This is a genomic window from Proteiniphilum sp. (assembly GCF_034331125.1).
GTDB classification, from domain to species: Bacteria; Bacteroidota; Bacteroidia; order Bacteroidales; family Dysgonomonadaceae; genus Proteiniphilum; species Proteiniphilum saccharofermentans.
On sequence record NZ_JAXQGC010000035.1, the window covers coordinates 18,034 to 42,100 of the forward strand.

General features: G+C 44.1%; 19 protein-coding genes. 8 read left to right on the forward strand and 11 right to left on the reverse strand.

The genetic code is table 11. From position 1 onward, the window contains the following. Window position 1: 1 nt before the first annotated feature. From U2P89_RS07525 to U2P89_RS07535, 3 genes are all read right to left on the reverse strand, one after another. The gene (locus U2P89_RS07525; RefSeq protein ID WP_322191098.1) at window positions 2-1,357 is read right to left on the reverse strand and encodes a citrate synthase; all 1,356 of its coding nucleotides are present in this window, start codon (window positions 1,355-1,357) and stop codon (window positions 2-4) included. 228 nt (window positions 1,358-1,585) lie between these two features. Continuing rightward, window positions 1,586-2,845 (reverse strand): NADP-dependent isocitrate dehydrogenase, encoded by a 1,260-nt coding sequence (gene icd / locus U2P89_RS07530; RefSeq protein WP_322191099.1) that lies wholly within the window; start codon window positions 2,843-2,845, stop codon window positions 1,586-1,588. 8 nt (window positions 2,846-2,853) lie between these two features. Further along, a complete protein-coding gene (locus U2P89_RS07535; protein ID WP_322191100.1) occupies window positions 2,854-5,106 on the reverse strand; it encodes an aconitate hydratase in 2,253 nt (750 codons plus the stop codon). Window positions 5,107-5,429: 323 nt separating this feature from the next. Between U2P89_RS07535 and U2P89_RS07540 the strand changes: the two genes are divergently transcribed. The 8 genes from U2P89_RS07540 to U2P89_RS07575 all read left to right on the forward strand — a co-directional run bounded on the left by U2P89_RS07540 (window position 5,430) and on the right by U2P89_RS07575 (window position 12,693). After that, entirely contained in the window at window positions 5,430-5,846 is a 417-nt protein-coding gene (locus U2P89_RS07540; protein ID WP_076929190.1) for a SoxR reducing system RseC family protein, read from the forward strand. Between the two features lie 103 nt (window positions 5,847-5,949). After that, window positions 5,950-6,813, forward strand: coding sequence for a Fe-S cluster domain-containing protein (locus U2P89_RS07545; protein WP_076929188.1), 864 nt, complete (start codon window positions 5,950-5,952; stop codon window positions 6,811-6,813). 18 nt (window positions 6,814-6,831) lie between these two features. After that, complete coding sequence (gene rsxC, locus U2P89_RS07550; RefSeq protein ID WP_322191101.1) at window positions 6,832-8,169, forward strand: electron transport complex subunit RsxC; 1,338 nt, start codon at window positions 6,832-6,834, stop codon at window positions 8,167-8,169. A 13-nt stretch (window positions 8,170-8,182) separates the two neighbouring features. Continuing rightward, window positions 8,183-9,148: an RnfABCDGE type electron transport complex subunit D gene (locus tag U2P89_RS07555; RefSeq protein ID WP_313381030.1), complete on the forward strand. Its 966-nt coding sequence runs from the start codon at window positions 8,183-8,185 to the stop codon at window positions 9,146-9,148. Continuing rightward, window positions 9,141-9,746 (forward strand): RnfABCDGE type electron transport complex subunit G, encoded by a 606-nt coding sequence (locus tag U2P89_RS07560; RefSeq protein WP_322191102.1) that lies wholly within the window; start codon window positions 9,141-9,143, stop codon window positions 9,744-9,746. The genes U2P89_RS07555 and U2P89_RS07560 overlap by 8 nt, the downstream gene beginning before the upstream one ends. Continuing rightward, a complete protein-coding gene (locus U2P89_RS07565) occupies window positions 9,739-10,350 on the forward strand; it encodes an electron transport complex subunit E (protein ID WP_322191138.1) in 612 nt (203 codons plus the stop codon). The genes U2P89_RS07560 and U2P89_RS07565 overlap by 8 nt, the downstream gene beginning before the upstream one ends. 74 nt (window positions 10,351-10,424) lie before the next feature. Then, the gene (gene rsxA / locus U2P89_RS07570) at window positions 10,425-11,009 is read left to right on the forward strand and encodes an electron transport complex subunit RsxA (protein ID WP_322191103.1); all 585 of its coding nucleotides are present in this window, start codon (window positions 10,425-10,427) and stop codon (window positions 11,007-11,009) included. Between the two features lie 265 nt (window positions 11,010-11,274). Beyond that, complete coding sequence (locus U2P89_RS07575; protein WP_322191104.1) at window positions 11,275-12,693, forward strand: DUF6600 domain-containing protein; 1,419 nt, start codon at window positions 11,275-11,277, stop codon at window positions 12,691-12,693. A 128-nt stretch (window positions 12,694-12,821) separates the two neighbouring features. Here the strand turns inward: U2P89_RS07575 and U2P89_RS07580 are convergent, their stop codons facing one another. From U2P89_RS07580 to U2P89_RS07615, 8 genes are read right to left on the reverse strand one after another with little or no spacing between them, the layout of a single operon-like run. Continuing rightward, window positions 12,822-13,565 carry an RraA family protein gene (locus U2P89_RS07580; protein ID WP_322191105.1) on the reverse strand — a complete coding sequence of 248 codons (744 nt, stop codon included), beginning with the start codon at window positions 13,563-13,565 and terminating at the stop codon, window positions 12,822-12,824. Between the two features lie 41 nt (window positions 13,566-13,606). Next, window positions 13,607-14,374: an SDR family oxidoreductase gene (locus U2P89_RS07585; RefSeq protein ID WP_322191106.1), complete on the reverse strand. Its 768-nt coding sequence runs from the start codon at window positions 14,372-14,374 to the stop codon at window positions 13,607-13,609. Between the two features lie 14 nt (window positions 14,375-14,388). After that, the gene (locus U2P89_RS07590) at window positions 14,389-17,175 is read right to left on the reverse strand and encodes a glycoside hydrolase family 2 protein (protein WP_322191107.1); all 2,787 of its coding nucleotides are present in this window, start codon (window positions 17,173-17,175) and stop codon (window positions 14,389-14,391) included. Between the two features lie 18 nt (window positions 17,176-17,193). After that, entirely contained in the window at window positions 17,194-18,384 is a 1,191-nt protein-coding gene (locus tag U2P89_RS07595) for an enolase C-terminal domain-like protein (RefSeq protein WP_322191108.1), read from the reverse strand. 4 nt (window positions 18,385-18,388) lie between these two features. Further along, on the reverse strand, window positions 18,389-19,939 hold the full coding sequence (locus U2P89_RS07600; protein WP_322191109.1) for an endo-1,4-beta-xylanase: 1,551 nt from the start codon (window positions 19,937-19,939) through the stop codon (window positions 18,389-18,391). A gap of 12 nt (window positions 19,940-19,951) precedes the next feature. Beyond that, window positions 19,952-21,358, reverse strand: coding sequence for an endo-1,4-beta-xylanase (locus U2P89_RS07605; protein WP_322191110.1), 1,407 nt, complete (start codon window positions 21,356-21,358; stop codon window positions 19,952-19,954). A 49-nt stretch (window positions 21,359-21,407) separates the two neighbouring features. Further along, window positions 21,408-22,652 carry an MFS transporter gene (locus tag U2P89_RS07610; protein WP_322191111.1) on the reverse strand — a complete coding sequence of 415 codons (1,245 nt, stop codon included), beginning with the start codon at window positions 22,650-22,652 and terminating at the stop codon, window positions 21,408-21,410. Between the two features lie 7 nt (window positions 22,653-22,659). After that, window positions 22,660-24,003: an endo-1,4-beta-xylanase gene (locus tag U2P89_RS07615; protein WP_322191112.1), complete on the reverse strand. Its 1,344-nt coding sequence runs from the start codon at window positions 24,001-24,003 to the stop codon at window positions 22,660-22,662. Window positions 24,004-24,067: the final 64 nt, after the last annotated feature.

Below are 24,067 nucleotides of genomic sequence, written 5' to 3' on the forward strand. Positions count from 1 at the left end.
TTTATCGTTCATTCATCGGGATAAAGGGCTGTTTCTCACGCACGTTTTTGTATGCCGGACGGATCAGGCGTTTACTGGTGAAATTCATCTCCTCGATCCGGTGAGCCGACCAACCTACGATACGTGCCATGGCAAAAAGCGGCGTGAATACCTCGGGGGGTAATCCGAGGGCATCGTACACAAATCCCGAATAGAAGTCCACATTGATACATGTCCGCGCCTTGGCCGTACTCTTCTTGAAGCCAAGAAATACCTCTACGGCACGTTCTTCTATCAACTCCATAAAGGCGAACTCCTCTTCACGCCCTTTTTCCTTAGCCAGATCACGCGCCATCTCTTTCAATAGTATGGCACGCGGATCACTGATCGTATAGACGGCATGGCCGATACCATAGATAAGACCGGTACGGTCGTATGCCTCTTTATTCAATATTTTTGTCAGATACTCGTCTATCTGTGACTGGTTTGTCCAGTCTTTTACTTTTTTCTTCATGTCTTCCAACATGCCTTGTACCTTGATATTGGCTCCTCCATGGAGCGGCCCCTTCAATGAACCGATACCTGCAGCAATGGCTGAATAGGTATCTGTTTCGGTCGAGCTGGTGACACGTACCGAGAAAGTGGAGTTGTTTCCTCCGCCATGTTCCGCATGAAGTACCAGCGCCAGGTCAAGAATTTTCACATCAAGTTCCGTATAACTGTCACGCCCCTTCATCATATACAAGAAGTTCTCAGCTACCGACCGGTCTTCATAAGGATGACGGATATGCAGGGAACGTCCCATTTGGTCATGCCGAAGCACCTGGTATGCATAGGCGATAATGGTAGGGAATTTAGCAATCAGGTTAATTGACTGGTTGATAAGATTTTCAGGAGAGATATCATCCGGATTTTCATCATAGGTATAAAGTTCCAGCACGCTCCTGGCCAGGATATTCATAATATTCCCACCTTTCAAAGCCATAATATTCATCGTCGCCCTGTGATTCAATGGCATCGTCCGGGCAATCAGGTGTTCTACAGCTTTGAGTTCTTCACTGTTGGGCAGTCGACCCGAAAGAAGCAAAAAAGTGGTTTCCTCAAATCCCAAACGATTTTCCTGTTGTATCCCTTTCACCAACTCTTCCACATCCATTCCCCGATAAAAAAGCTTACCGGGAACAGGGCTCAAGGTGCCGTCAGGCTGACGTTCATAACCCACTACATCTCCTACACGTGTAAGTCCGGCGAGTACTCCTGAGTGATCTTCATTGCGAAGGCCGCGCTTCACACCCATCTTAGTAAAAAGGTCTTTGTCGATATTGCTTGTGAAGGCAACGGAGTCCGACAATGTTTTTCTCAATTGTTCATTATCCATAGTGACATATTTTGTTTAATTATATTGCTTACGTTCAATTACATTTCACTATTTGAGCATATACTCTTTAATTTCTAATTCTCGCTATTGCATAATCTAAACAAGTTTAGTCTCTACTCATTTAGCTCACCTAGCTTTAGGAAATAGTTTTCAAAGGATGATAAAGCTGAAGCGCTCCTGTCTTTTTAACACTCTTTTGACCGGCTTTGTTTACAAGAGTAAACATTTTTATAAATTTTCAATCACTTTGCGGGAGAATTCAGAAGTTGACAAAGGTTTTCCGTTTTCCATAAACCGCGCCAGGTCAGAGGTTCCGTAACCATTTTCAAAAAGAGTCTCCAAAGCGGAAGTAATCAGATCGCCCGCCTCCTGCCATCCCATATATTCCAGCATCATTACTGCCGATAACAACATGGAACAGGGATTTGCCTTGTCTTTCCCTACAATATCGGGAGCGGTGCCATGTGTCGCCTCAAAAATAGCATGCCCTGTATGGTAGTTGATATTGGCGCCCGGGGCAATGCCGATACCACCCACCATGGCCGCCAACTGATCGGAAATATAATCTCCGTTCAGGTTAAGCGTCGCAATCACCGAATACTCTTCAGGTTTGAGAAGGGTATTCTGTAAAAAAGCATCAGCTATTACATCCTTGATAAAGACCTTTCCGGATTCAATGGCATGATTATAAACTTCCACCGCCTTCTCCAAACCCTGTTCTGCTTTTATTTTATTGAAAATATGCTCTGTAAAGGTCTGATCGGGAAACTCACGTTCGGCAAGGGCATAACCCCATTTCTTGAAGCCACCTTCGGTAAATTTCATGATATTCCCTTTGTGCACCAGGGTCACTGAAGGTAACCGATGTTTCAGCGCATACTCGATGGCAGCTCTCACTAACCGTTCCGTTCCTTCCACAGAGACCGGTTTTACCCCCAGCGAAGTAGTTTCCGGAAAACGGATCTTTCCTACTCCCATTTCTTCCTGCAGGAATTTCAATACCTTTTCCAGTTCCGGTGTACCGGCAGCCCATTCGATCCCGGCATAAATATCTTCCGTATTTTCACGGAAAATAGTAACATGTACCTTCTCCGGATGCAACAACGGTGTAGACACCCCTTTGAACCATCGCACGGGCCGGAGGCATACATAAAGATCCAACTCCTGACGTAGTGCCACATTGAGGGAGCGTATCCCCTCACCTACCGGTGTAGTGAGCGGACCCTTTATCCCTACCAGGCAACTACGGAATGCATCCATGGTTTCATCCGGCAGCCAGCTTCCCACTTTATTGAAAGCTTTTTCGCCGGCCAGGACTTCCTTCCATTCAATTTTTCGCTTTCCCTGGAATACCTTGTCGACAGCATTGTCAACAATCCTCTGCACATGGAGTGAAATCTCTTTTCCTATCCCATCCCCTTCAATAAAGGGGATGACCGGATGATCCGGCACCACAAGCTGACCATTTTCTCTGGTTATATATTGCATATTTTCATTTATTTCATAGCATTCAACGCACTCCCTGCCTTAAACCACTCAATTTGCTGTTCATTATAGGTATGGGCCACCTCAAAACTCTCTTTCGTTCCATCGGCATGAAGCAATTCCACGGTCAGGTTTTTACCGGGAGTAAACTCTTTTAATCCTTTCACGCTGATCTTGTCCCTCTCCCGAACCCTATCATAGTCTTCTTTATTAACAAAAGTAAGCGCCAACATGCCCTGTTTCTTCAGGTTGGTCTCATGAATACGGGCAAACGATTTGACCAGTATCACCTTCACATTGAGATGGCGCGGTTCCATGGCAGCATGCTCACGACTAGAGCCTTCCCCGTAGTTCTCTTCCGCCACAACTACAGAACCGACTCCTTCGGATTTGAATTTCCGGGCTAACGCCGGTACAGGGGAATATTCCATGGTTCCGGGGTCAAGTACCGAGTTGGTACTATCATTAAAAGCGTTCACCGCTCCAATCAGCATATTATCCGAGATATTATCGAGGTGTCCACGGAAACGGAGCCATGGTCCGGCCATGGAAATATGATCGGTAGTGCATTTTCCTTTTACTTTGATAAGCAACGGTAATCCGATATAGTCCCCACCGTTCCATGCAGGAAAAGGTTCCAGTTTTTGCAAGCGGTTCGAATTGGGATCAATCGAGACCTGCACGCTGCTTCCATCTTCCGATGGTGCCAGGTATCCCGCATCTTTCACATCATATCCTGCGGGCGGCATTTCAAAACCGGTCGGTTCGGCCAGTTTCACCCACTCCCCCCTTTCATTCTGAAGGGTGTCGGTCAGCGGATTGAAACAGAGGTCTCCGGCAATGGTCAATGCAGCCACTAATTCGGGAGACGTTACAAATGCATGGGTATTGGGATTACCGTCGTTCCGTTTCGCGAAATTACGGTTAAACGAAGTTACGATAGAATTGGGACGGTCTTTTACCTCATCTTCTCGTTTCCACTGTCCGATACAGGGACCGCAGGCGTTGGCAATAATGGTGGCACCTGCTTCTTCAAACACCTCTAAAACGCCATCGCGCTCAGCAGTGTAACGAACCAGTTCCGAGCCGGGATTGATCAGGAACTGTGCTCTGACAGGCACACTTTCATCACGCGCCTGCTTGACTATCGAAACCGCACGGGTGAGGTCTTCATACGATGAGTTGGTACATGAACCTATCAATCCTACTTCCATTTTCTGCGGATAGTTATTCTCTTTCACTGCCTTGCCGAATTCAGAAATGGTATATGCCGCATCAGGCGTAAATGGCCCATTGATATGGGGCTCGAGCGTTGAAAGGTTTATTTCGATCAATTGGTCATAATATTTTACAGGGTCGGCGACTACCTCCGGATCCGGTTGAAGGTGTTCCATGATCCTACGGGCTTCGTCGGCCACCTCTTTCCTTCCGGTACTTTCAAGATAGGCTGCCGATTTTTCGTCGAACGGGAAGATAGAAGTGGTCGCTCCCACTTCGGCACCCATATTACAAATAGTCCCCTTTCCCGTGGCGGAGAGCGATGCTGCTCCTTCGCCGAAATATTCGATAATGGCATTGGTTCCTCCTTTCACGGTGAGAATGTCTGCTACTTTCAATATCACATCTTTCGGTGCGGTCCAACCCGATAACTTCCCTGTCAGTTTCACACCGATCAGTTTCGGCATTTTCAACTCCCACGGCAAGCCGGCCATCACATCCACTGCATCGGCACCGCCTACGCCAATGGCTATCATGCCCAACCCGCCTGCATTAGGGGTATGCGAGTCGGTACCCACCATCATTCCACCCGGGAAAGCATAGTTTTCGAGTACCACCTGGTGGATAATCCCTGCACCGGGTTTCCAGAAGCCAATTCCGTATTTGTTGGAGACATCGCGAAGGAACTCATATACCTCCTTGTTAGTCATATTGGCTGTCTCCAAGTCGGTTTCAGCATTCTTATATGCCTGTATCAAATGGTCACAGTGTACAGTGGAAGGAACCGCTACATTGGTACGTCCGGAATTCATCAACTGAAGCAGTGCCATCTGTGCGGTAGCATCCTGCATAGCCACACGGTCAGGGGCAAAATCCACATAATCACCGGCACGCTGATAATTTTTTACCGGAACACCGGGCCAGAGATGGGAAAAAAGGATTTTTTCAGTTAAAGTCAAAGGCCGTTGTAAAATATCTTTTGCCTGTTTGATCTTCTCAGGAAGATGTTCGTAGACCTTTCGGATCATGTCAATGTCAAAAACCATAAAGATAGAGTAATTAAATACATTATTTTTAAAATTCAATAAAAGCAAGATTAGCTATTTTGCACCGCTATTCAACTTTTTAACAAATACCCTTCTCTAAATGTTCGGCTAATTTAGAGAAACTTATCGCGGCTACCTCATAAATAAAATCTATATTTAAAACGGAGGTATCAGAATGAAAAATTGAATATCGAATACTTTGGTCGTTTAATAACATATAAGTCATGAGTAAGTTCAAAAAAACTTTTACTTATCTCGAAAATAATCTTAACTTTGTCCTCTAATTTGGATGTAAGGGATAAGGATCATTTTACCATTGTTTCATGATCGAACACGAAGGAATTATTGAGAAAATCAACGACAATCAAGTGACCGTACGTATCCTGCAACAATCGGCCTGCAGTGCGTGTCATGCCAAGGGTGTATGCATGGCCGCCGACTCGAAAGAGAAGCTGGTTGAAGTAGTCGACTTTTCCGGCCGGTTTCGTGAAAACGAACGGGTCATTATCGAGGGAAAAGAGTCAATGGGATACAAGGCTGTTTTCTGGGCATTTGTTCTTCCGCTGGTTATACTCATCTTAACGCTTATCCTCACCCTATCATTATGGAACTTTAGTGAAACAGAAGCAGCGATTAGCGCCATGACCGCTCTTATTCCCTATTACCTGATCCTTTATTTTCTGAGAAAAAAAATGGCAAATTCGTTTCAATTCAACATAAAGAAAATGAATAGTGAATAGTGAAAAATTAGATTGTTCATGTGAGACACCGGATATCTTAATTAAACTTTTCACTTTTAATTTTTCACTTTTAATTTTTAATTCTTAGTTTTTAGTTTAAAATATGAGTGTATTACTTACTGCTGTAGTAACTTTGGGTGTAATCGGCGCCGGTAGTGCCGCCATATTATACCTGATAGGGCAAAAATTCAAGGTAGAAGAAGATCCTCGCATACAGGAGGTTCAGGATGCCCTACCCGCTGCCAATTGTGGAGGTTGCGGATTTCCCGGATGTGCATCATTCGCATCTGCCTGTGTAAAAGCCGAAACCCTGGACGGCCTCAACTGTCCCGTAGGAGGCCAACCCACTATGGACAAAGTAGCCCAGATCCTAGGGCAAACCGCCCCGGTGGCTGTAAAAAAGATAGCCGTGGTACGTTGTAGCGGTAGTTGCGACCAACGTCCACGCACCAACCTCTACGATGGAGTCTCTAACTGTACTATTGCCGCAGCACTTTACGGTGGCGACACCGGATGTTCTTTCGGCTGTCTGGGCCTGGGAGACTGCGAGGAGTCATGTACATTCGATGCCATACACATCAATCCGGAGACCATGCTCCCCGAAGTGGTGGAAGACAAATGTACCGCCTGTGGTGCTTGCGTAAAAGCCTGTCCGAAAGATATCATCGAACTACGTAAACAGGGGCCTAAATCAAGAAGGATCTATGTCAGCTGCGTGAATGAGGAAAAAGGAGGCGTAGCCCGCAAGTCGTGCGAAGTAGCATGCATCGGGTGTAGCAAATGCCAACAGGTTTGTCCTTTCGAGGCTATCACCATTACAAACAACCTGGCTTATATCATTGACGATAAATGCCGGCTCTGCCGCAAGTGCGTACCGGTTTGTCCAACCAATTCCATCCTGGAGTTGAATTTCCCGCCAAGGAAAGACAAATCACCCAAAGAAGAAGCAGCTACAGTTGACGCATAAGATTTAAGTATATTATATATGTTAAAAACTTTCAGAATTGGCGGTATTCACCCGAAAGAGCAGAAAGTCTCTGCCGGAAACGCAATACAACCCATTGCTATTCCCAATCAGGTGATTATTCCGCTGGGCCAGCACATCGGCGCTCCCTGCCAACCTGTGGTAAAAAAAGGCGATACCGTGAAGGTGGGGACTCTTATCGGCAAGATTGTAGGGTTCGTTTCAGCCAATATCCACTCATCCGTATCGGGTACCGTGTTAAAACTCGACAAAGCGATCGATGCAAGCGGGTACAGGCGCGATGCCATATTCATCAAAGTAGAAGGTGATGAGTGGGAAGAATCGATCGACCGCTCATCGGACCTGAAAAAAGAGTGCAACCTCTCATCCAGGGAGATCCTCGACAAGATTGCCGCTGCCGGCATTGTCGGTATGGGTGGCGCAACCTTTCCCACACACGTAAAGTTAACCCCTCCACCGGGATCGAAACCCGAAATACTGATCATCAACGGAGTGGAGTGCGAACCATGGCTCACCTCCGACCATCGTGTGATGATGGAGAAAACGGAAGAGATCATGGTGGGGATCACCATCGTGATGAAAGCATTGAACGTGGACAAGGCCATCATAGGTATTGAAAACAATAAGAAAGACGCTCTCGAAAAATTCGGGAAATGTGCAGAGGCATATCCCGGTATCAGTGTGGAAGCGCTGAAGGTACAGTATCCGCAGGGAGGTGAAAAGCAACTGATCGACGCACTGATCGGACGACAGGTTCCAAGCGGTGCCCTACCTATTTCAGTGGGTGCGGTAGTACAAAACGCAGGAACTGTTTTGGCTATCTATGAGGCGGTACAGAAAAACAAGCCTTTGATTGAACGGGTGGTAACCGTCACCGGAAAAGATATAAAACAACCATGCAATATCCTCTCACGTGTGGGTATCCCGGTAACTAACCTGATCAATGCAGCCGGCGGATTACCGGAAACCACCGGCAAGATCGTCAGTGGCGGCCCTATGATGGGGAAAGCACTGGCGAGCACAGATGTGCCGGTAACCAAGGGAACTTCGGGTATATTGGTCATTCCTACACTGGAGGCCAAGCGGAAGGCGATGAAGGATTGTATCCGTTGTGCCAAATGTGTGAGTGTATGCCCCATGGGATTAAACCCTACCCTGCTGATGAACCTGACAGAGTTCGAGGTATGGGACGGAGCAGAGAAACACCGTATCACCGATTGCATTGAATGCGGCTCGTGCAGTTACACCTGTCCCGCAGACCGCCCGCTGCTTGATTATATCAGGTTGGGTAAAGGCAGAGTAAACACAATCATCAGGAATAGAAAAACTAACGCTTAGAGTAACTTTAGATATGGAGAACAAACTGGTTGTTTCCCCTTCACCTCATATACACAGCGGGGACACGATTGAAAAAAACATGTACGGGGTGCTTATCGCACTTGTTCCGGCGTTCCTGGTCGCTTTGTACGTCTTCCGGCTCGATGCACTGATCATTACCGCTTTGGCGGTACTGTTTTGCGTGGGATTTGAATATCTCATCGTAAAGTATATTATGAAAAAAACGCCCACCGTGCTCGATGGCTCGGCTATCATCACAGGTGTGCTGCTGGCATTCAACGTACCATCTAATCTGCCAATATGGATACTGGCATTGGGATGCCTGTTCGCCATCGGCGTGGTTAAGCTCTCTTTTGGTGGACTGGGTAATAATATCTTTAACCCCGCCATCGCGGGACGTATATTCCTGTTGATTTCGTTCCCGGCACAGATGACCGTCTGGCCGGCACCCGATATTGCCGGTACAGTCGATGCCGTCACTTCGGCGACCGTATTGGGCAATCTAAAGTCGAATCCGGAACTGCTACCATCTTTACAAACGATGTTTTTTGGTACCGAAGCCGGCTCCATCGGTGAGATGAGTGCCCTGGCACTGCTTCTCGGCTTAGGCTGGTTGCTCTGGAAGAAGGTCATCACATGGCATATCCCGGTCTCTATTATGGCTACAGTAGCCATTTTTACCGGGATAATCTATATTTTTAATCCCATCCCGCTCTACAACCCCCTGATCCATCTCTTTTCGGGAGGATTGATGCTGGGTGCGGTCTTCATGGCGACCGACTATGTAACGTCGCCGATGACCAGAAAAGGAATGCTTATTTACGGTGCCGGCATCGGCTTTATCACCGTCGCCATACGACTTTGGGGGGCCTATCCGGAAGGGGTTTCATTCGCAATCCTGCTGATGAATGCCTTTACACCGCTGATCAACAATTACACAACGCCAAAACGATTCGGGGAGGTAGTGAAACATGGCTAAATTAAAATCATCATTCAAAAATATGTTCCTGTCGCTGTCGCTGATATGCCTTACGGTGGCTGTACTTCTGGCACAGGTGAATAAAATGACGGCAAAACCGATTGCAGACGCCAAAGCGATGAAACTGCAGAATGCCATCAGTGAAGTAGTTCCGGAATTTGACAACGACCCGACTGCAGAAGCATTCACGATGCCTGACGGACAAGGCGACTCTCTACTGGTTTATCCGGCAAAAAAAGGGGATCAGATTGTGGGATATGCACTGAATAGCTTTTCCAACAATGGGTTCAGCGGAAATATACAGATCATGGTAGGCTTTGATATGGAACACAAGATCGTGAACTATTCGGTCTTGCAACACGCCGAGACACCGGGATTGGGATCCAAGATGACGGAGTGGTTCAGGGATGCTGCGAAACCGTCACAGTCGGTCATCGGACGAGACCTGTCTAAAGGTGCACTAGCCGTTTCGAAAGACGGAGGAGATGTGGATGCCATCACCGCATCGACCATCACTTCAAGGGCATTCCTGGAAGCGGTCAACAGAGCTTATTCTGCATATCTGGAAAGTAAAGAAGGAGGAAATGACAATGAATAATAACCTGAAAGTGCTGGTCAACGGCATTATTAAAGAAAATCCCATTTTCGTGCTGCTACTGGGGATGTGCCCTACCTTGGCAACCACCAGTTCGGCTATTAACGGGATGAGCATGGGATTGGCAACTATGTTCGTGCTGGTCTGTTCCAACGCAGCAATCTCAATGCTGAAAAACGTGATCCCCGATATGGTACGTATCCCTGCCTATATCGTAGTGATCGCCACTTTCGTAACGATCATTGAGATGTTGATGAATGCCTATGTACCGGCATTGGCCGATAGTTTGGGAATATTTATCCCGCTGATTGTGGTGAACTGTATCGTACTGGGACGTGCAGAGTCATTTGCTTCAAAGAACGGCGTGATCTCATCGGTTTTCGACGGAGTAGGAATCGGACTGGGATTTACGTTTGCACTCTCATTATTGGGAGCTGTACGTGAACTACTGGGTACCGGAAAAATATTCTCACTGAATATCTATCCTGAACAATTCGGCTCGTTGATATTTGTACTGGCACCAGGAGCTTTTATTGTACTGGGATTTCTGATCGCTGTTTTCAATAAACTTCAAAAGAAGCAACAACTATCTCTAAAAGCTAAATGAGCAGAGCCAAACTTGTTTGAGCTATGACATAGCGAGAGATAGTCTAATTTTATAGAAATTAACGCTTAAGCATTATGGAAATTATTGGAATCATCATTGTTGCTATATTTGTAAACAATGTAGTACTAGCCCAGTTCCTGGGCATATGTCCATTTCTGGGTGTATCAAAGAAAGTGGATACAGCCATCGGTATGGGGCTGGCCGTTACGTTTGTACTGACTATCGCTACCATCGTCACATTCCTTCTGCAAAAAGGTGTTCTGGAACCCTCAGGATTGGGATATCTCCAGACCATCTCTTTTATCTTAGTGATTGCCGCACTGGTACAGATGGTGGAGATCGTGCTCAAGAAAATATCTCCGTCACTCTATCAGGCGCTGGGCGTATTCCTGCCACTGATCACCACTAACTGCGTGATTCTTGGTGTGGCGATCCTGGTGATACAGAAAGACTATAACCTTCTGGAATCGGTTATCTACGCAGTAGCTACCGCTATAGGATATGCCATGGCACTGATCATCTTTTCAAGTATCCGTGAGCAACTGGCGCTGACCAGAGTTCCCAAGGCAATGGAAGGGATTCCCCTTGCGCTGATCACCGCCGGCATCATGGCCATGGCGTTTATGGGATTCTCCGGCATCGACCAGGTATTTAAGTAGTGAAAAGTGAAGAGTGAAGAGTAAAAAATGGGGAAGGTAGTGAAAATTCACTGAATCATGAATTATAAATCGACGTAGTCAATTAACAATCGGTGTAAGCCAAATTGTGAAATTGTGGAATGAAACAATGTTCGGTGAAGCCAAAACGACTCCCGTTAAATCTTGAATATTGAATTTTGAATCTTGAATTGTTAAACCATTCCGTAAAAAGGATGTCATACTGCTAAAGAAAGAAATGAAGTTACACCCTTTAATAACTACGGATATGAAAGCTTTAAGACATCCCCTCATCCTCGCGGTAATCGCACTGGCAGTATGGTCATGCGGAACCTCTCAGAATTATGTCTATTCACAGGGATACGACGAGTATTATTACGAAGAGGGATATTATGATGACGGCTATCAAGGAGGCGGTATATCGTTCAACGTATTCTACAACGAATTGAGACCCCACGGTCGATGGATCAACGACCGTAACTACGGCCGCATCTGGATACCCAATGTAGGAAGGGACTTTCATCCGTATGCTACCAACGGCTACTGGGTGATGACCGATTACGGAAATACTTGGGTATCGAGTTTCTCATGGGGATGGGCTCCTTTCCATTACGGGCGATGGTATTATGACGATTTCTACGGTTGGGCATGGGTTCCCGGCTACGAATGGGCACCTGCCTGGGTGAGCTGGAGAAGCGGAGGCGGCTATTACGGATGGGCACCTATGGGTCCCGGTGTCAATATTTACTTGCATGTTAATATCCCCACCAGCTACTGGACTTTCCTGCCCACCAGATACATGTATGACCGTCGCATGCACAGGCACTATAACAGGTATAGCCCGACTATCTATAACAGGACGACTGTCATCAACAATACTTACATATATAACGATAACCGTTACTATAGCGGACCGAGTGCCAGGGACTACGAACGTGAAACAGGTAGAAAAGCCACGGTACGCCGACTTGAAAGCAACAACAACCGTTCCGGCAGGGCAACAAGAGTTAGTGGTAATTCGGTAAGTGTGTATCGTCCCGATGCAAACAGCGGCAGAACGACCAATACACGATCTTCTGTAAGCGGCAGAAGTACAACCACAGACAGGAGTAACAGCAGTGGAACCGTCAGAAGCAGCGGAAACAGTAATACAAGAGTCACTGAAGGAACAAATTCACGGAGCGGAACATCCACGAATCGTAGCTCTACAGTAAGGTCATCGGAGAGTTCTACAAGAAACAGCTCACCCAACACCCGGAGCAGCACTGTTACACCGGAACGTTCCACCAGAAACAATAGCGGTACAACGGTCAGATCGCAAGATCCATCCGGCAGCAATGACAGAAGTACCACTGTTAGATCTCAGGAGAATTCTTCCGGCAGGAACAACAGCAGTTCGGTAACCAATACGCGAAGCAACTCATCCAACAGCCGGAGTACCACAGTTACACCGCAAAGTTCCACCAGAAGTAATAGCAATACTACTGTAAGGTCAGAAAGTTCTTCGGGTAATAGAAACGCTACTACGACACGCTCGAATTCAAGTTCCACGGGGAGCAACAACCAAAGTTCTACGGTAAGATCCAGCTCCAGTTCGTCAAGTAGAAACAGCAGTGCTACAAGCACTTCATCAACAAGGAGCAGCAGTGAAAGCAACAGATCCGGCAGATCTTCCGGACGGAGGTAAATATATAGAAAGTATCGTTAATAAATAAATGATAAAGGTAACCCCGAAAGTCAGATAAAAACTTCCGGGGTTTCTCTTTATCCTGAAGCGACTTCTCCTTTTTATGATCCTATAAGTCGCTTCTGCTTTTAGAAATAACCGCCTTTTTCCTTAATCTGTTGAATCGTTTGCCCTTCTTTCACCCAACCGAAGATTATTTTCTCATTCTCCTTTATCTCTTCTGCACGAAGCAGTATCTCATACGCAATATCCCGAGGAACAACAAGCACACCATCTATATCCCCCAAAACCACGTCTCCCGGGCGAATCAGTACATCTCCTATGAGAATCGGAATCTGATAATGTGTTATCAAGCAACGTCCCAGACTTCCGTTGGAAATACGATACTTATAAAACACAGGAAATTCAGCTTCTAAAATCTGCCGGGTATCTCGGATACCTCCATCAATACAAGCTGCCTTCACTTTTTTTGCTTTTGCAGTTGCAGACATTACCCCTCCCCACAATGTTGCTTTTTCATCGTGGCTGGTATCCCATAAAACAAATGAATCCTCCTGCATATCATCCATCATTTGTGAGCGAAAATCCATTTCCCCTCGTATCATTACGTTGGGAGCACTCTTCACTGTAAAAGCAAAACCGGCAATCGTATTATATTCCCTTAAGGGAAGAATGTGGCCCGGCAATGCCTGATTTAGATAACAAAACTCACGCAGGACATCATTCACTGCTCCGGTATAAAGTTGTTCAAAACGTTGTAACAACTCTTTTTCTGGTATAGGGAACCTGGTATGGGGTATATATTCTCTGGTCTCTATCAGTTGTTCCAGATTCATCATTCCCACCTCTTTTTTGTACTGATCTACACTCATACTATTTATTTTCCAATTATTATATTATTCTATTTATTCACTCAAAATGAAAGTCCCATGCCACCATCCACATAATAGTCGACTCCCGTTATATAACGGCCGGATTCGGAACATAAAAGCAACGCCAGCTGGCCACAATCTTCTGGTGTTCCTACATAGCCTAACGGGATTTTACTTTCGGTCAACTTACGGTACTCAGGATTGGCTAAGACCGCCTCATTACGTCCTGTACCAATTGCTCCGGGGGATAAGGTATTTATTGTAACTCCCCAGGGTGCTAATTGAGGAGCCAGGTTTGAAACAAGATTGACCAATGCCATCTTCGAGGCTGCATATACACACATTTCCCGGTGTGGGCGTTTTTGTTGTACCGAGCCGATATTTAAAATCCGTCCCCATCCCTTTTCTTTCATATAGGGAGCAACGCCTTGTATCAAAAACAAGGTGGATCGAACATTCACATTCATTTGATCGGCAAAATCTTTTCCGGTCACTTGATCCCAAGGTTTTCTTATCTGATAGGAAGCGTTCGTGACAAGAATATCGACCGGACACTGATGTTCGGCGACAAAAGCAAGGTAACTCTCCTTTACTTCCTCCTGTACCAGATCATAAGGCCATAACCAGATCTTATTACCAAATTGTCCGGCAAGTTCAGCAGTTTCTTCGGCTAACGATGTATTGCTCCTATAATTGATAATCACATTTGCTCCGGCTTCGGCCAAAGCAAGCACGATAGACTTTCCGATACCTTGTCCTCCTCCTGTTACCAATGCTGTCTTTCCCGTTAAATCATACCTGTTCTGCATATCCTTCTATGTTACTAATCAATTATTTTTTCTTGTATTTTTGCGTTCCATGACTTTACGACGAGTTTTAATCTCCCTTCTTTCGGTAAATCCCTAAGAAGCAATTCTATCTTGATTTGCTTTGAATCACCCGGATTCAACGAGAAAAAATTATCATTTGCATAAAATGAACGGCTGGCTCCTTCAATATCCATTGTCGTCATAAAGGATGGAATTTTCCCGGTATTCCGGATAGTAAAAGAGATACTCTTCCTGTTATCATCGAGTGATTCTGTTTTTACGTCCGATACAGCCAATGACGTTTTTGTCCTACCTACTGAGGGTTTTAGCCAGGGTCCTTTATCCAATGTGGGCCAAACAACCGGTTCTGAAATAAATTTGTCATAGTATGACTTATCTTCCATCGCCCTTATTGTTCTGGGCCAATAATTAGCCTGTGAAACAAGTCCATTATTATTATCGTAAAGAGATACTGTTACAAAAAAATATTTTTCTTTATACCGTTCCGGAATAACGAAAGTTCCTATTTCCAAAGACGAAACGGAAGTTCCTTCGGCAACATCTATCGTTTTACGCTCCTTATATATTTCCTTAAACTGACTATCCCATATCTTTACCTCTACATTTCCATTAATAGAATGCTGATTTACACCATTGAGTACCTTAACTTTCATTGGAAATTCCTCTCCGGGAGCCCATAACAAACGTTCAATGTCAAGCATGACGCGCGTGGGATCATAGGTCCTTTTCAAAAAGTAGTAGGTTGCCGATGGTTGTCCATATCCGTCTACCAGGTGAATGGCTGCCACTACCGGCCATGGACGTTTATACACCCAAGGCATCAATCCTGTCGTAACGGGATAATTAGCCTGAAAACTTTCCGACATCACCTGATAAAATTCTCCTGCACCCACTTGTGTTGCTTCTGCAATTGCTTCTATGTTAGGCTTACTCATATCACCGATATGTGAAGCACGGCTTAACATACGAGGAACACGTGCGGGATTATACTCTGCAAAATGTTCCACAAATTCCGGATGGGCAGCGGCAAAATCCTGATTGTACATACCACTCAGATCATCTAATTCCGAGGCAGATACCACCTCCCTGATATTGCGGGGATCTGTAATGCTGTGAATACCGGTTTCTGCGACGAAAGGGATTAAGTCGAATCCTTTGTACCATACAGGATCGAAATCGGGATATAAATGCATTGAACCGGCATCGGGCGAAGTTCTCAGAAATGGGCGTGTAGGATCGAAGATGGCCAGATTTCGTTCCAGAATGCCAACAGATGCTGCATTCCCATCGGAATAGGGGTTGAACTCGTTACCACCGCACCAGACTGCTAATGAGGGTTCATTCCTTAAACGAAAAATATTCTGGCAAACCTGTGCTTCCCAAACATGCTGAGGCCATTCAGGCGTATCAAAATTAGCAATACAAAAGTCCTGCCATACCATAATACCGTGTCTATTGCAGGCATCATAAAATTCCCTGCTTTCCAGTAAACCGCTTCCCCAAATACGAAACATCTGTATACCGGCTTCCTTAGCCATTCCTATCGCCCAATCATATTTGTCCGCAGTCAAATCATATAAAGCATCAACCGGCATCCAGTTAACTCCTTTGATGAAGATGCTCTGACCGTTCACAATAAATTGCCAGTCATGCCATCGATCATTGGTACGGATACCGGCACTTCGTCTTTGCTCGATTTTACGAACCCCGAAATCAAACTCAATACAATCGGTTTTCCTTTCGTTTACCAATAATGTAACTCTTGCCTTATAATAATCTGGAGCTCCCATTCCGTTCGGATACCAAAGTTTCGGTTTATCCAAAGTAAAAGATTCTTCCAGCCAGCAACGGCCTTCAATGGCATAGGGCGTAAATTCACGGTTATATGCAACTCCTTCCTGGTCAATCAACTCCAAAACCACTTTCAATTTATCATTGACCGGTCGGTTAAGCGGTGCCGTTTTTGGATTGCTATAATCTATCAATTGTTTATTTTCTCTAGGACGCAGTATGTAATCTTTCGAATTTGTTCCGGCAAAAAGTTCTACACTAAAACCAATTTCAGCTTGGTCACCGTTCAATTCTTTGGTAAAAAGAAATGGGCGTTCCAAATGATAACGGGGGATCATCTCGATACGGACACCTCGCCACATTCCCAGATTAAAGTAGGGTTCCATTGCACTACCTCCGGTCAGGAACCATCCCTTGACAATCTTCCCTGGCTTCCTACTCTCATAATCCGGACGATTGTAGTTAGCGGAAATAACCTCTACAATCAGGTCATTCTTTTTCCCGAAAATAACCTCCTTGGTTATATCAACCACAGGACCACCAAAAATACCCTCATGGGTACCTAAAAGTTTGCCGTTCAACCATATTTTGGCAAAGTAATCTATCCCGTCAAAATGCAACAACAGACTATTCTCTTTCGCAGAAGTGGGTAAAACAAATTCTTTCTTATAGTACCACACTTTCTGTTCGAGCTTCTCGTGTTCTCTCGCATTGAGAAACTTATAAGGATCGCCTAACAAGCCAGCCTTAAAATGAGCCATCTGTACGGAAGTAGGATACCCGACGTTAAACCAGTCATTATCCTGCAACTCGGTTAAATTCATAACCGGTTTATCCTTCCCACTCAGTGACCAATCCCCGGAGAGATCCAGATGTTGTTCCCCGGTTCTTGGAAATAGATAATAGGGCGATTCTAATCCTTTCTCCTGTGCATAAAGCCCTACTCCAAAGCAAAGCATTATGAATAAAAAATAATATTCTGTTTTCATCTTTCCTTTTTTTAATTATCAGATACCTCCTACATTAGGATACCAATCCGGACGGCGGGGATCCTGATGGAAACGTGCATAATAGTCACCATGCTCCTCATAATACCGCTCGTATTTCTCCATCTTTTCTTCATCCAAAGAAACTCCCAATCCCGGACCTTCCGGCACCTTGATAGCTCCATCCACGTATTGCATTTTCCCTCCCTGGATGATATCATCCTCCAGATAATGATAATGCGCATCGCCGGGCATTGTCATGGAAGGAATAGTGGAAGCAGTATGTAACATCGCCGCCAACTCGATACCGAATTCAGCGCCTGAATGCATAGCCACACCCAGATTAAAGGTACGGCAAACGGCAGTCAGGTCTTTTACCCCTTTCGGGCCTTCCCAATAATGGAGATCGGTCAGGATAATATCGATAGAACGCATATGAATGGATGGTCCCAGATCATCAAATTTATTCGGATACATATTGGTCGCCAAAGGAATACGCACCTGATCCCTGACAGCCTTCATCCCTTCTATTCCCCAGGAGGGATCTTCGTAATATTGCAGTTCCAGGTCTTCCATACGGCGACCCGCTTTCACGGCGGTAGCCACACTCCAAACACCGTTGGGATCGATACGTAATCCGAAGTCATCTCCTAATTGCTTACGGCAAAGTTCCAGCACTCTCACCTCTTCCATCGGGTCCATTACGCCCGCTTTCAATTTCATGGCGGTCACACCCAGTTCTTCCTTCAACTCTACACAAAGGTCAGCCATATCCTCCGCACAACTATCGTCTCCACCTCCCGGACGGTCATAGCGCCAGAAAAGATAAGCGATCATCGGGATGGAATCCCGCAACTTACCACCCAATAACTGGTGCATGGGAACATTGCATGCCTTGCCCATGATATCCAGACAGGCAATTTCAATAGCTCCGTAAAGGCGGGCATTGGATAGATAATAAATACTCCTTAGCACTTTCAATTTGATTGCTTCTAGATCGAATGGATTCATACCGACAATACGCGGTTTCAATTTCAATAGGGCTGCCCTGGAGTCTCCGCCTCCCACTTCACCCAAACCTACAATCCCTTCGTCGGTGATCAATTCCAGCACTGTCCTCAGCAGATAGCCGGGATGAACTCCAGTATTATGCCGCAACATGCAATTCATAGGAATCGCCACGCAGCGGACTTTCATATCTACAATCTTCATATTGTTATTTCAAGTAATATTCTTTCGTTTGTTTGTTTCCATTCTTGTCTTTCCACGTGATACGGTAATTCCCTTTAAATCCACGGAACTGTATCCGACCGTCTTTATCAGGTTTTGCAGTAATCCTTGTCTTCCATTCATTATTGATGAGATTATCAAGCGCATAGTATGCCGGTTTTGCCACCATTTCTCGTGTAAATATCCCGGACACGGAAGGTTCTCCAGGAGCTCCGCAATCATCCACCACATTCCACCAGGTGATACCCATCATGGGTTCTAAACTAAACCACAAACGATATAAATTTTGCGTAATGATCGCCTGTATTTTTCTCCCGTAAGTATCATTTCCGGGAGCAGTGATCGTTATTTCACTGAGATGGATTGGGAGTCCTGCCTCACCCAAACGTTTTGCCCAATCCCAGATATGTGTAGGAGTTTGAATTTCTTTTCCTGCCGCTATATCGAGACACTGTTGAGGATTGAATAAGTGCATCTGAGACCCCATAATATCTACTTTACACCCTCTTGCCATCAAATCTTTTGCCTGGTCGGTATAAGCCTGACTAAGATTGTAATCATTAATATTCAGTTTGACATTTTCCGGAAATACTTCAGTCGCTACTTTGAACGCCTCATATGTATAATCACCGGGCATGATCCCATAATGACTTTTCGCCAATGCACTGCCGGGGATCAACAAACCTCTCTCATGATCGGTAGCACTTTCATTGACTATATCCCAACTGTGAATACGGTCTCCGTAATAATCAGCCACTTCTACAATCCGTTTTTTGAATAATCTTTTGAGTTCCTTCGAAAAAACAGGGAACATTTGTTCAAGTCGGGATGCGGTCATCTGTTTGTATTCTTCTGTATATTTTTCACTATCCAGATAATTTTCAAGATTTCCGTATTCAACAATTAGTTTATCCATCTCGGCTTTTTCTTCATTGGGCATATTGTTTATCAGCCAATTTGGATTTTGCCACTTCCTATTTCCCCAAATTAAGGTATGTCCGTGCAGACGGATACCTTTACTTTCACAAAACTCCACCACCGGATCTGTAGCCGGACGGCGCCAATGCGGCTCTCTTTTCGGTTCGGCAACATTATTCCAATACTTCTCCTTATCCCAGTATTCTTCTTTGAACCGTGGACGATTTTGCTGCATTTCAAAGGTCTTCCAATAAAAAGCAATGGTCGCAGAGTTAAATAAAGTTCCATACAAGCTCTTGTATTTTTCATTGTACTCCGTTTTTCCTAACTGGTTAAAGTTGAAAATGTGGGCACCAAAGATAAAATCGTGCGAGACCTGTTCTATTTCTACTTCGGAGCCGGGAAGAAAATCGACCAACGAAATTACACCATCTGCTTTCCGGTTTTTCTCAATATCGTTATCGATTTGCAACTGCACCTGAGGATTCCATATCTTCCAATATTCCTCACTCATAATTTTTTCCTTGTCTTCTTTCACACTCTTTGGGAAAGAATAATACTGTGCCTGTAAAGATAAACATAGCAACAATCCGGCTAATGTAAATAATTTTTTTTTCATATTTCAATCATTTTATTTTACATAATATTCTTTTGTTTGAGTATTACCTGAAGTATCTTTCCATGTGATACGATAGTTTCCTTTGAACCCGCGGAATTTAATACTCTTTTCTTTATCTGCTTTAACTATCATATTTGTTTTCCATTCGGAATTGATCAAATTATTTAAAGCATGGAATGAAGGCTTAGGGTCCATTTGCCTTGTAAACAATCCTGACGTCAATGGTTCACCTGCAGCTCCACAATCATCTACAAAATTCCACCAGGTAATTCTGAATATAGTTGGCCATGAAAACCAAAGTCGATACATATTCTGAGCCATTATTGCTTGTATCATATTGGCTCTATCGTCACGTCCCGGAGCAGGGATAGTTATTTCGCTCAAGTGGATGGGACGACCACACTCATCCAACTCTTCTAAGTACCTGATAACATCCACCGGTTTCCAAGATGTCCCATTGGCAATTACATTTTCTCCTTCCGCAATTCCTTTACATTCATCATTTGAAAAGATATGCATTTGAAGTCCGACAACATCAATCTTTGCTCCCCGTTGGATTAAATCTTTGATAAACGGTGGATATACTTCTCTCCATGAATCATTTATATTCAATAAAACAGAAGAAGGAAATTTATTCTCCGCCAACTTGAATGATTTATAGGTGTAATCTTCCGGCATAACTCCGTACCGGGGCTTACCAGGTATCGGATCTACACTTTCATTCACAATATCCCAACTCGGGAGTTCATCTCCATAATATTCAGCCATTTCATTAATTCTTTTTTCAAACAACCTTTCCATTTCACCGACTTTATTCGGCTCTTTTGAAATCCAATCCGGATGGTTCCATTTTGTGTTTCCCCATATCAACGGATGTGCATGCATATGAATATCTCTTTCTTTGCAAAATTCAATAATTTTTTCCGGAGCCGGACGTCTCCAGTGAAATTCTTTCCATGGTTCGGAAAGGGAATTCCAATAAGAGGATTCATCAATCTCTGAGGCGCTATAACGAGGTCCCTCCGGTCTCGGCTCGAAGGTTTTCCAATAAAAAGCAATAGTCGCCGAATTAAATAATGTACCGAATAAATCTTTGTATTTCCGGTTCAAATCATCTGAGCCTAACTGGTCAAAATTGAAAATATGAGACCCAAAAATAAAATCATGTGATAGTTGTTCTATCTGAACATCACTTTCTGGAACTACATCAATTAGTAATATCTCTCCCTCTGCTTTTCTATATCTTTCAATATTCGCATCTATTTGAGACTGCAGTTGAGGATTCCATAAGTTCCAATAAGCATCACCCATAATTTTGTTCTTGTCTTCTTCTGCACTTTTTGGAAAAGAATAGTGCTGTCCATCTAAAGATAAACAGAGCAATAATCCTGCTAATGCGAACAATACTTTCTTCATCATTTAGTTATTTAAGTAATAAATTTCGTCTATTTCAGAGATAAATACAATATCAGTTTATGACTTCCTCCTTGTAATAATTCTTGTGAAAGAATAATTTCAATCCTATGAATATCAGGATAGCCCCCAGCAGATAGAATACAGACAACAGGGTTATTCCTGTTTCAAGCCCTGCAACGGTTTTAACCCAACCCAATACGACAGGAGCCAATGCACCGATGATGAATCCAAAGGCCAACATAATTCCCATGGAGGAAGCACGGTAACGCGGCTCTATCACATCAAATAATGCTGCAAATAAATTGGAATCATACATACCTCTGAATACCCCGAACAAACCCATTGCTACATAGCACCAAAGTCTACTGTCGGCTATACCTATCCAGTAAATAAAAGGCGCTCCCAGTAACAAACCGATGATTTCAACCTCCATGCGGATTTGCTTGCGTTTGAGAGCCAGTTTGTCTGAAATACGTGCTCCAAGCATCACTCCAAAAAAAGCAAAAAGAAAATGATACAGTGTGGAATGTAGTCCCGCCGACGAAAGCGACATATCGAATTTTTCATGCAGGTATGTAGGCATCCACGTAAGGTAACCGACATTGACAAAGCACATGCACCCAAAGGCCAGACTTAAGAAAAACACGGTTTTTCGCGAAAAAACAGCTCTGGTAATTTCGCAGAAACCAGGCACTTTCACTTTTTCATTGCTATCATCTTCTGGCATGGGTGTATCTTCTACCCTAAACCATACCACTAAAGCCCATAATATACCTATCAATCCAAAAGAGAAAAATGCCATCCGCCATCCATAATTCTCACCAATATAACCGGCTATAAATCCACTGGCGACAATACCTGCATACAAAGAGGTCTGGTGTATGGACATGGCCATGGCCCGTGTTTTTTGATGGAATTGACCGAGAAGTGAAGTCGCCGCCGGATAATAGAAGGCTTCTCCTCCGCCGGTAGCAATACTGCGAAAAAGAATCAACAGTATGATGCCATTGCTAAATCCTGTGAATAAGGTTCCAACACTGAAAATCAATAGACTAAAGAATATAATCCATTTCCGCCGTAATATATCTCCGACAAAACCGGCTATCGGCACCATGATACCATATACCAGCGTAAACATGGTTGCTACAAGACCGATCTGGACATCGTTTATCTGAAGATCTTCTTTTATGAGGGGTATGACAACATTGAAAATCTGCCGGTCACCCTGATTAAGGAAATAGGCAACCCAAAGAATGATGACTAATTGCCACTTATATGATATTTTGAATCTTTTCATTGTCTCACTATTCAATATTTAACTCTAAAGATTGTTTTCTTCCTGATTTATCTTTCCAATCAACCCGGTACTTACCCCTAAATCCACGGAATTTCAATAAGCCATCTTTATCCGTTTTTATAATCAATTTAGTTTTCCACTCATGGTTGATCAGTTGATCAAGTGTGTCATAAACGATTTTCGGCTGCATCTCCTTGTTATAAATTCCTGATAAAGAAGGCTCTCCTGGTGCTGCACCTCCGTCAACAATATTCCACCATGTTATTCCCATGACTGTAGGGTAACTGAACCATAACCTATAGAGATTACGTGTAATTTCAGCTTGTATGGCCTCTCCTTTCTCCGTTTCGTCCGGAGCACTTACGGTTACTTCGCTTACATGAATCGGTCTAGCCGCATCAGACATATAATCCAATCTCTCATAAATCTTCTCAGGTGTTAAGATATCTGCACCTTGAGCTATTCTACGGGACTCATCCGGGTTAAATATATGCATTTGTAAACCCACCTGATCAATTCTGACACCTCTATCGATCAGATTACGAACAATTTCCAAATATCTTCGGTAAAGGGTCATTTCCCAATGCATATCGGAATCATTGATATTAAGGAAAACAGAACTTGGAAAATACTTCATCGCCCATATAAAACTTTTATAAGTATAATCATCTGGCATTATCCCCCTGTTTGCCTGGTCAGTGGGTTCATTTACCACATCCCATCGTTGGATTTTATCCCGATAACGTCCTGCCAATTCCTTAATATGCGCTTCAAAGTATTTTTCCATTTTCTTTCGGTTTTCAGGTATCCATTCGGGATGACCCCACCTCCGCATACCATAAATAATAGCGTGTCCGTTCATATTGATACCCCTCGATTCGCAAAAATCAACTATCGGATCAATGGGAGGACGTCGGTATTCATACGAACTACCCGCTTCATACCGGGGTTTTCCTTGCACTGGTTCAAGCGTCTTCCAGTAAAATGGAACAGTGGCTGCGTTGAACAAAGTTCCAAAAGTATTTTCATACTTCTCATTTTGTTCAGGAGTTTTGAAATCACCAAATAAAAAGATATTTCCTCCAAAAAGGAAAGAGTGGCTAATTTGTTCTATTTGGATGTTGGTTCCAGGAGGTATTTGATCCAATTTAATAGTCACATCCGTTTTTCGGTGTTTTTCGATATTCTCATCAATCTCCGCTTGTGCCTTGTCATTCCAAAATTCCCAATATGCCGAACTCATTACATTCTCTTTATTTCCTTTTTCACTTTCGAAAAAGGCTTTCTGAGCCTGTAAATTAGAACAGAAAAGAACAAAGATAGTATATCCTACAAAAAAACTCTTTCTCATCTCTTCTTCTTTTTAGAGAAAGTTATCCTCGCGAACTAATCTATACGAGGATAACTTACACTTC